General features: G+C 34.0%; 8 protein-coding genes. 1 reads left to right on the forward strand and 7 read right to left on the reverse strand.

What is annotated here, in order from left to right; genetic code table 11:
- The 7 genes from BCR22_RS09560 to BCR22_RS09590 form a co-directional block, all read right to left on the reverse strand.
- Positions 1–190 (reverse strand): family 1 glycosylhydrolase (locus BCR22_RS09560; RefSeq protein WP_141706561.1); only part of this gene is annotated, 190 nt, incomplete at its 3' end.
- Positions 191–230: 40 nt separating this feature from the next.
- Entirely contained in the window at positions 231–2114 is a 1884-nt protein-coding gene (locus tag BCR22_RS09565) for a beta-glucoside-specific PTS transporter subunit IIABC (protein ID WP_069654712.1), read from the reverse strand.
- A 164-nt stretch (positions 2115–2278) separates the two neighbouring features.
- A complete protein-coding gene (licT, locus tag BCR22_RS09570; RefSeq protein ID WP_069654713.1) occupies positions 2279–3115 on the reverse strand; it encodes a BglG family transcription antiterminator LicT in 837 nt (278 codons plus the stop codon).
- Between the two features lie 254 nt (positions 3116–3369).
- Entirely contained in the window at positions 3370–4413 is a 1044-nt protein-coding gene (locus tag BCR22_RS09575) for a tyrosine-protein phosphatase (protein WP_069654714.1), read from the reverse strand.
- An 11-nt stretch (positions 4414–4424) separates the two neighbouring features.
- Positions 4425–5684, reverse strand: coding sequence for a PTS sugar transporter subunit IIC (locus BCR22_RS09580; protein WP_069654715.1), 1260 nt, complete (start codon positions 5682–5684; stop codon positions 4425–4427).
- A 23-nt stretch (positions 5685–5707) separates the two neighbouring features.
- Complete coding sequence (locus tag BCR22_RS09585; protein ID WP_069654716.1) at positions 5708–6010, reverse strand: PTS sugar transporter subunit IIB; 303 nt, start codon at positions 6008–6010, stop codon at positions 5708–5710.
- Between the two features lie 19 nt (positions 6011–6029).
- Positions 6030–6371, reverse strand: coding sequence for a PTS lactose/cellobiose transporter subunit IIA (locus BCR22_RS09590; protein ID WP_069654717.1), 342 nt, complete (start codon positions 6369–6371; stop codon positions 6030–6032).
- 254 nt (positions 6372–6625) lie between these two features.
- On the opposite strand from BCR22_RS09590, the gene BCR22_RS09595 reads away from it, so the two are divergent.
- The gene (locus BCR22_RS09595; RefSeq protein ID WP_069654718.1) at positions 6626–9286 is read left to right on the forward strand and encodes a sigma-54-dependent transcriptional regulator; all 2661 of its coding nucleotides are present in this window, start codon (positions 6626–6628) and stop codon (positions 9284–9286) included.
- The last annotated feature ends 553 nt before the right edge of the window (positions 9287–9839 follow it).

A 9839-nucleotide genomic window follows, 5' to 3' on the forward strand; every position in this document is an offset into this window, starting at 1 on the left:
TTTGAGCTGGGTAAAAATGGTCCTCATCAAACGCAAACATTTTTTTCTCGCCTGTGATCACTGGAAAACGATCTGGTCCAACAGGTGCTAGATCTACATTCGCTAACCCACGTCCGCCTTCTTTATAGCCACCTTCACATTGATTGGCAGCTGTTGCGCCGCCCCATAAAAAATCTTTTCTAAATGCCATTTCATTCATCCTCCACTAATTTATTTGAATAAAAGTCTTATTAACGAATGACTTTCATTACTTGTTCTCCTGGTTCAGCCAAAGTTTTAGTTAAAGTAATAATATCACCAAAATCAGTTGAATTTGTTAAAACAACAGGCGTAATTATATTATAGCCTTTTTCAGCGATTTTTTCTAAGTCAAATTCAATAAGTTTGTCCCCTATTTTAATGTTTTGACCTTTTTCAACAAAGTATTCATATCCTACACCATTTAATTTAACAGTATCGATCCCAATATGAATCAAGAGCTCCAAACCAGAATCACTCGTTAAACCAATTGCATGTTTGGAATCAAACACTGCAGTTACTGTTCCTGAAACTGGTGCATAGACAACACCTTCTATAGGCTTTACTGCAAAACCTTTTCCTAAAATTTCTTCTGAAAACATTCCGTCTTCAACTTCTTTCAAGTCCACTACTTCACCTTTGATCGGTGTGACAACTTCTGTGATAACATTCTCTTTAGAAATGGTGTTTCCTTCGCTGTTTTTAATCGTTGTTTTTGAAGTTTCAGTCACTGGGTCTCTGTATAAAATATAGGAAATGACAAATGAAAGCACAATACTGATGGCTGCACCAATACAAGCCATATATAAATGTTTCAGCGTATCATCACCAATATAACTTGGCAGTGTCAATAAGCCTGGTGAACCTCCAGTAAAATTCTTAACACGTGTGATGCCCATAAATAAACCACCGAATCCTCCACCAATCATTGCTGCATATAAAGGTGTTTTAAATCTCAAGTTAACCCCATATAAAGCAGGCTCTGTAATGCCAAACAAACCTGTTAGACCAGCGGAAGCTGCTAATTGTTTAATTGAAGAATCTTTACTTTTCACACCTACAGCCAAGGAAGCAGCTCCTTGACCTAGGTTCGATGCTAACATTCCTGGATAGATCACGCTATCATAGCCGCTTGTCATACGATTGTTAATCCCGATCGGTACTAAACCGTAATGTGTTCCTGTTGCTACAAATAATGGTGTCAACGAACCAATAATCGTTGGAACTAACCACGGACTAAAGTTTTCCAATGCTTTGATTCCATTTGAAATAGCGTCACTAATGAAATAACCCAACGGTCCAACAACTACTAAAGAAACAGTTCCAACAATTGCAATCGTAATCAACGGTTTACTAAAGAATTTGATTGCTTTAGGTGATACTTTATCCGCCATCGGTTCAACAAAAGACATAAACCAGACCGCTAAAATAATCGGAATAACTGATGATCCGTAGGTTACTGCAGATATTGGTAATCCGAAAAGATGAATACCACCTTCACCAGCTTCCTTAATGGCATTCACCATTCCAACAAAGTTTGGATGTAACAAAATCCCTCCAACCATCATAGCTAGATACATATTTGTTTTAAATTTCTGGGCAGACGATGCTGCTAACAGAATAGGTAAAAAGTAAAATGCAGAATCTGCCATAAAATCGATAATAATATATGTTTGTCCTGTTTTGTCGATCGCATTAAAAACAACTAAAAGAGACAAAACAGCTTTTAACATTCCGGCAGCAGTAATCGCCGGCAAAATAGGTGTAAATATACCTGTAATCGTATCTATAATTTTCGAAGCTGTACCACGTTCGTCCTTTTCATTCGCTTCAACGTGCTCTCCATCTAAGACAGGTATTTCTTTTAAAATTTCTTTATAGACACTGCTTACATCACTACCAATAATTATTTGGTATTGTCCACCTTTTGAAACAACCCCCATCACTCCATCTGTTTGTTTCAATAGGTCTGTTTGTGCTTTTCCTTCTTCTTTCAAATTGAAACGTAATCTTGTAGCACAATGTGTTAAATCAGAAATATTTTTCTCTCCACCAATTTTTTCAATAATCGTTTGAGCTAATTCTTGATAATTCATCATTCATCCTCCTAATTTTAAAAGTTTAATCTTAGAGTTAATTAATTTTAAACAAGTAATAGACTTTTACTATAAACAGAAATCCATAAAAAAATACCTAAGAAACCTCTCATTTAAAAGAGATTTTTCTTAGGTATAGCCTGCTTTGACGCAGTAACAATCCTTTAATTGTTGGTTATTCTTCTGATATGGATAGTCAGATAAATCATCTCATCCTCTTGCAGATCTCGATCAAATTCTTTTCCTATATACTCACGAATTTTCAACGCACAAAGGTATTCTTCTTGGTACTTTTCCTTTAACATAAACAAGAAGCCTTCATCTTTATCTTTATCCAATTCTATTCCACTAAACAAACGTTGAACAAAAAACTTCAAATGGGTAATAAATCGCTCATAATTTAGCGTGTATTCATCCAAATCGGTCTTATAATGATATTTCACAATATTAATGATTTTTTGAATGACTTTTGTCATTTCAGACACTTGACTCACTTGTGACAAATCTAGTTCTGCATTTACGATATGTAATGCAATAAAACCAGCTTCATCTTCTGGAAGTGAAATATTCAGTCGATTGGATATGATATTCAATGCTTCTTTTCCGATTAAATATTCATGATTATAAAAACGCTTGATTTCCCAAAGTAGTGCGTTTCTAACGGGGAGTCCGCTATTATGTCGCTCAATTGCATAATCGATATGGTCAGTTAATGTAAGATAGATATTTTCATTCAACTTTTTGCCTAAGGAAACTTTAGCAAATCCTATAATTTCATTAGCAACCTGTAAATGTTCTAAACGAACATTGGAAAGTAGTTGAGTGAGCTTATTTGTATTTAAATCGGGATTACTTGTATATACTTTTTCAACAAGAACATCCTCAATAACATCACCGACATTTTTTTTAAAGCCAATACCTTTCCCCATCACTAGTACTTCATTATTGTCAGCATCAAGAGACTTTACAATATTATTGTTGATTACTTTTTTTACTTTCATAATATCTCCTCAATGAGATTAGATCAGCTAGCTAATTAATGTTAACAAAAAGAAATAAAGTATAGCCTGAACATTCAGTAACAATCTTGATTTCTCTTGTTATTAAAACATGAAAATAAAGCGTTGTCAACAAAGTGAAAAACATCTTTTAGCTAAAAAAAAGGTGACTTCTATTCAATACTATCATTACTTACAATAAATAGACATTAGCAAGACAGATTTAGTTATTCTATCTTGCTAATAATAGTTGTATATCAATACAAGTATTTACTTTTTAGTCTTTCTAATAGTCCATTATCTAGTTCTAATTCTTCTTTTAAATAATCAGTTATCGTGCCATAGTGCTTTTCTACGGTGTTGTAAGCCCCATCCAGATAATCTTTTCTCGTTTGCTGCAAAGAACTTAGAAACGCTAACACGTCTTCATTTTCTGTATATTTTTTGTAGATAGCCATTCTTTTTGCATTTCTTGGCGCATTCATTTTATCTGTTAGTAAATAATCCTGATAGATTTGATCTTTGTCAACTCCTAAAGCACCTAAATATAAAGCCGCTGCCCAGCCTGTTCGATCTTTTCCACCTTGACAATGAAAGATCAGTGGAGTTACATCGTCTTCTAAAAGCTTTTTAAAAAATTGCTTATACGCTTTGATTGCATTTGTTCCTAAAACTAGCTGCTCCATTTGTTTGATCATTACATTTCGATTTTTGATCAGTTGTTCCTTACCTTCTTGAGTTTGAACCATTATTTCTAATTGAGCTATCTTCTCTTCATCTTTCCTTGAAACAGATTGCGTACTAGCTTGCTGTGCAATGTCTGCATGAGGATTGAAATTGAATACCTCACTTGTCCAAATCAATTTATTTGGATCTTTGGATATTTCTTCTGGTGAACGAAAATCAACAATTGTCTTCACACCCATTCCCACAATATAGGCTTGACCCGTCTCCTCTATTTGATGTAAAGCATCTGAACGATAAACATTTCCCCAGCGTGTTAAACGGTCTTCCTTTGTATAATAGCCTCCCATGTCACGACAATTATATAAATTATTTAAAGGCAAGCGCCGTTCTGCTCCGATAAATAACTCTGAATCTATTTCTAATTTAAAATAAAGGCGTGTTTTAGGATTAGGATCTTTAAAACTTTGCCATCCTTTTCTTGCAAATTCGATATAGCAAGTATTATTTATTACTGAACTGTCAGTTCCATAATAAATTTTAGCAGGAAGTTCTGCTACCTCTGGTATATAGATTGATAATTGATCGGCATCTCTTTTCACTTGAAGTGTTTGCATTTTTCACGCTCCTAAAGTTTCTCAAGGTTTGCTGTTTCTTCTGCAATCCCTTGACTATCTAATTTTTTCATAAATGGCAAATACAGTAATAATACCACAACAAATTGAATCAGTTGAACGACTAATCCTTGCCAACCTGCTGCCATAAAACCAGATAAGAATGTCGGTAAATTTTTAGGAACATTAACACTAATAACTGGTAGAAAACCAATAATCGTTGCCAAGTAAGCAATTCCTACGCAAACAGCTGCTGAAAGAGTCAAGGGAATAAAAATGACTGCATTCATAATCATAGGAATACCAAATTTCATTGGTTCAGTGATTCCAAATATACTAGGAACTAAGGAAATTTTCCCGATTGATTTAAACTTTTCACTTCTACTCATCCAAACTAAAATAACTGCTAATGCTAACGCTCTTGGGCCTTTAAATGCATCTAAGAAAAATGAGTTAATAATGTTTGTAGCTGCTTCTCCTGCTGCTACTGCTTCCATATTTGCATATGCTTGTGTTGTAAATAAAACTGCAATCACAGAACTTACTACCATACTTCCATGAATACCGAAGAACCACAATAATTCTGATAGAAACATAATAAATAACGCTGACCAAACAGATCCACCTAAAGCTTCTAGTGGTGTTTGTAGATTAGTATAAATAAAGTCATGAATATTCCCAAATTTAGTTTCAGCAAATGCGGTACTGATCACGATAGCAACGATAAAAATAATTGCAGCAGGAACAATTGCTTCAAAAGTCTTAGCGATTGCGGTTGGTACACTATCAGGCATTCTAAATGTAATACGTTTTTCTACCATCTTAGCAAAAATCCAAGTGACAACCAACGCTATGATCATTCCAACAAAGATTCCTTTTGATCCTAGATAAGTTAATTCAAAAGCCAATACTGGTTTTTCTTTTCCAATATCAAAAGCAGTTATTGGTGTTAAAACGAAGAACGTTGCTAAAGACAAAATAATCGAAGCAATCGTATCCCCTTTTTTCTCTCTTGCCATTGCACAAGAAATACCAATAATCACATAGATTGTAATTAAATTACTCGAAATAGACGTTCCCAAAGAACAAGCTTTCAAAACAATCTCAGGTAACCCCGGAATCATGCCAATTATCGTTGTAAGACTTCCTACTATTGTAATCGGCAAGGTCATCATCATACCGTTCGCTATACTTTTAACAAACGTATTATTTGAAAACTTATTGACAAAAACATTCAATCCGTTAATAAATGAACTTTTTTTTGTTTCAGACATTCGTCTTCCTCCTTTAACTCCCCCTAATTAGGTGCAATAACCTCTTGAGCCTTTTTAAAAACTTTTTCTCCATTCATCATGCCATAATCCATCATTTCAATGACAAGTACTGGAATATCTGGATATTCTTTTTTTACATCCTCCAGTTGATAACCAACTTGAGGACCTAATAGAATAATATCTGATCCCAATACCTTTTCTTCTAATTCACTAAGTCCACAAGCAGAAATATCTGCATCAATTCCTTGTGAGTTCGCAAAATCCTCCATTTTTTTAACTAACATTCCTGTTGACATTCCGCCTGCACATGCTAATGTAATTTTCATCCTAATCATCCTTTTTCATTTAATTTTTTGCATCTTCTTTAAATAATATACGCAATTGTTGCAGTTCTTCATGTAAATCAATAAATTCTTTTGTAAAATCTGTGGCTGTTATCGCCGCCATCATGTGATCTTGTGCATGAGTCAAAAACATATTAGCTGCTTCTTCTGGATGACTCGCAAATTTTTGTAAAATATCTGTATGATGCTGATGAGCAACTTTTAAATTTTGTTTACTCTCCTCAAATATTTTTTTCGCACTTGCTATCTCTCCACCTTTTGCCTCTTTAATTGCATTCATTGCCAATGACTTGGCATTACCTGCGTAAACAATAATCTGCATTACATCTGTCTCTGAAATCATTTGTCTTTCTCCCTTCAAACACTAAATAAGTTTTCATAGTTATATACGCAATAATCATGCCAAACAATTGAAATGCTGATCGACTAATAATCGTTCTATATGTGTTTCGCAATCTATAAAAATAAAACACATTTCTATTCATCTACAAAACACATTGTCATAAATAAAAAACACAACTTTGACTATTTTATCTCGTAACATTATACTTAGTGAATAGAACACAAAACACACTATCCATCAAAGGTCGTGGAAAAATGAAAAGAATTGAAAAAATAGCAGAGTTACTAACTCGATACTCAGAAAAAGAACCCGTTACTGCAAGTGAAATGGCCGCACAGTTAAATATCTCGCGAGCAAATGTCAGCAGTGATCTGAACCAATTAGTCAAATTAGGACACGCAAAGAAAATTGGTACTAAACCAGTTTACTTTTTTTCAACTACACCAAAAATAAAAAATGAAGAAAATATCTTAGATGATTTCATCCATAAAAGTCCTAGCCTTTTTCATTGTGCTGAACAAGCCAAAGCAGCTATTTTATATCCGCCAAATGGAATGCATATCTTATTAACTGGGGAAACAGGAGTCGGCAAAAGTATGTTTGCTGAATTAATTTATAGTTATGCGTTAACAAAGAATAAATTGAAAGCGGATTCCAATTTTGTCACCTTTAATTGTGCGGACTACGCGAATAATCCGCAATTATTAGTAGGATCTATTTTTGGAGTACTTAGAGGCGCTTACACAGGCGCAGATGAGAATCGTGTTGGTTTATTAGAAAAAGCAAATGGTGGTATCCTATTTCTAGATGAAATCCATCGTCTGCCTCCAGAAGGTCAAGAAATGCTATTTACGTTTATTGATCGAGGCATTTATCGTAGGCTCGGTGAAACAACTAGTGAACGCCACGCTCAAGTTTTACTTGTTTGTGCAACCACAGAAGATACATCTTCCTCTTTATTGCAAACGTTTATTCGGAGAATTCCGATGCGAATTGAAATTCCTAATTTGATTGACCGTGGTTTAGAAGAACGATTAAGTTTGATTTCAACTTTTTTCCAAACCGAGACTAAGAAATTAAAAACACCGATAGAAGTTTCGACTAATACAATTAGAGCATTATTAGGATACCATTGTCCTAACAATGTCGGTCAGTTAAAAGCAGATATTCAACTATTGTGTGCAAAAGCCTATTCCCATTTTATTGCTCACCAGGAAGAAACAATTAAAATCAGTAGTTATGAGCTCCCTCATTATATCCGTGAAGGACTCTATAACACTGAAGATCGAAAAAAAATTTGGCTCCTACTACCAAATATGAATACTCGCTTCTTTCTTTTCAATGAGGAAGAAACCACACTCTTTTTACCTAAAGAAACGAAAAGACATGATATTTATCAAATCATCGAACAAAAAATGAGCGACATGGAACGAATTGGTCTTACTATTTCTCAAACCACTGAAATCATTGATACGACAATTACCAATTATTATCGTTCATATAATAATAATACTGCCGTTGATTTAGATAATTTGGAACAGATTGTCGGTTCGGAAATCATTGCAACTGCTAATAAAGTATGTGAAAAAGCATCCCGACTGTTGAATATCTTTCTATCGGATAATGTCCGTTATGGGCTTGCCCTTCATTTATACAATACAATTCAACGTATAAAGAGAGGACAAACAATCACCAACCCGCGAATTTTTGAGATAAAACAAGAACATCCTCGTCACTTTGAGGCAGCTCAACATTGTCTTTCTATTATAGAAACTGATTTTAATGTTAGACTTCCAGAAGATGAAGCTGGTTTTCTTGCACTCTTTTTTACATCTAATGGCAACAAAACAAAACAAAAGGCGAAAGTTGAAGTTATTGTTGTTGCCCACGGTGAATCAACTGCTACAAGTATGGCAAACGTTGTAAATAAACTTCTTGGTGAACAAATAGCCGTAGGATTTGATATGAACCTTGATGAAAAACCAATCGCTACCTTGACTAATATTCAAAACTATCTTTCTACGAAAAAACACTTAAAAGATGTTCTATTACTAGTAGATATGGGCTCTTTGATCAATTTTAGTGATGAATTAGAAAAGAATTTAAATATTCAAATTCGCTGTATTGAGCTAGTCAGCACACTTCACGTTTTAGAAGCCAGTAGAAAAGCTGCTCTTGGCCATGGTTTAAATGAAGTATTTGAATCTACCAAGAATATTAGAGGCTTATCAACATATAAGAAAAATATGGAAGACCAAAAATCAATAAAATTATATATTCTTACTTTATGCACAACAGGTGAAGGCTCTGCCAAATTGATCAAGAAAATGCTCAGCAACCGTTTAAATTTAAGAGGTAATGTTTGTGAAATTGTATCGTTGCAAATAACTGATGAAAAATTATTAGAACAAACACTCACAAACCTAAGCTATTCTGGAAAAATCATATGCACTATTGGTACTTTTCAGTCATTTTACACTTCACCCCATTTCACAATTACAGATGCGTTAGATGAAACAAAGACAAATCAAATTCAAGCTCTTATTGATTACGAAATTGCTTTTGAAGGGATGCGAACGAATATTACTGATATGTTAGAGTATAACGACGATAAGCAACTAATAACCACAATTCGAGAATGGGTGGAAACAATCGCGACAGAAATCAATCCAACTATTTCCTATGAAATAAAAGTTGGTTTAGCTTGCCATGTCGTTTGCATGATAGACCGTTTAAAACGAGGAAAAAAAGTCAGTAGCTTCCCAAAAACTACAGCGTTTCAAGATAAATTTGCAGCTGAAATAGCCAGTGTTAAAAAAAATAGTAAACTTTTGGAAACCTACTATGCTATCACAATACCTATAGATGAAGTCTTTTATATTACTGCTTTTTTTATGTGCGAATCTTTAATTTGATTCTTTTTTCAAAATGCACTAGTAAAATAAAAATTTTCTTTTTCGTATGTGCCAAAATATGGATCAAAACAATCTATATTATGTATGATTGCTTTGATCCTTTAACTTATTGTTCTATACAGTTCTTTTATAAAAAGTTGAGACTTTGTACTTTCTGATATTGTTGAAAAATCACCGGTATCTTTTTCTTTGGATTTTCTTCACCAACATTAGTCGAGAAAGAGCCAAAAAAGCCTGATAAGAATGTTCTATCCTTACCAGACTTAGATTTCTATTCAGTTTTTTGTTCACCAACACAATTTGACGTAGAACCTCAATTAATCAAAGTGAAATAACAAAAAATCTGACCCAGATTTGATTTTGCAAAACTCATCAGTCCCTATTGACAAAGAGCCAAAAGAAGAGCACCAACGTTTTAAGGCTCTATACTTTCTGATGTTGGTGAACAATCACCGGCATCTTTTTTAATGCAAAATACTAGAAAAGACACCCTGATATCCTTTAGAATTAAGTCGACGAAAACCAATCAAAAGGGGAAATCAAGATGTCCTAT

The organism is Enterococcus plantarum, assembly GCF_001730295.1.
GTDB classification, from domain to species: domain Bacteria; phylum Bacillota; class Bacilli; order Lactobacillales; family Enterococcaceae; genus Enterococcus_L; species Enterococcus_L plantarum.

Excerpts from the sequence above, each read along its gene's own strand:
- licT (WP_069654713.1), bottom strand. The coding sequence starts at position 3,115 with ATGAAAGTAAAAAAAGTAATCAACAATAATATTGTAAAGTCTCTTGAT.
- BCR22_RS09590 (WP_069654717.1), bottom strand. The coding sequence starts at position 6,371 with ATGATTTCAGAGACAGATGTAATGCAGATTATTGTTTACGCAGGTAAT.
- BCR22_RS09595 (WP_069654718.1), top strand. The coding sequence starts at position 6,626 with ATGAAAAGAATTGAAAAAATAGCAGAGTTACTAACTCGATACTCAGAA.
- BCR22_RS09585 (WP_069654716.1), bottom strand. The coding sequence starts at position 6,010 with ATGAAAATTACATTAGCATGTGCAGGCGGAATGTCAACAGGAATGTTA.
- BCR22_RS09565 (WP_069654712.1), bottom strand. The coding sequence starts at position 2,114 with ATGAATTATCAAGAATTAGCTCAAACGATTATTGAAAAAATTGGTGGA.
- BCR22_RS09575 (WP_069654714.1), bottom strand. The coding sequence starts at position 4,413 with ATGCAAACACTTCAAGTGAAAAGAGATGCCGATCAATTATCAATCTAT.
- BCR22_RS09580 (WP_069654715.1), bottom strand. The coding sequence starts at position 5,684 with ATGTCTGAAACAAAAAAAAGTTCATTTATTAACGGATTGAATGTTTTT.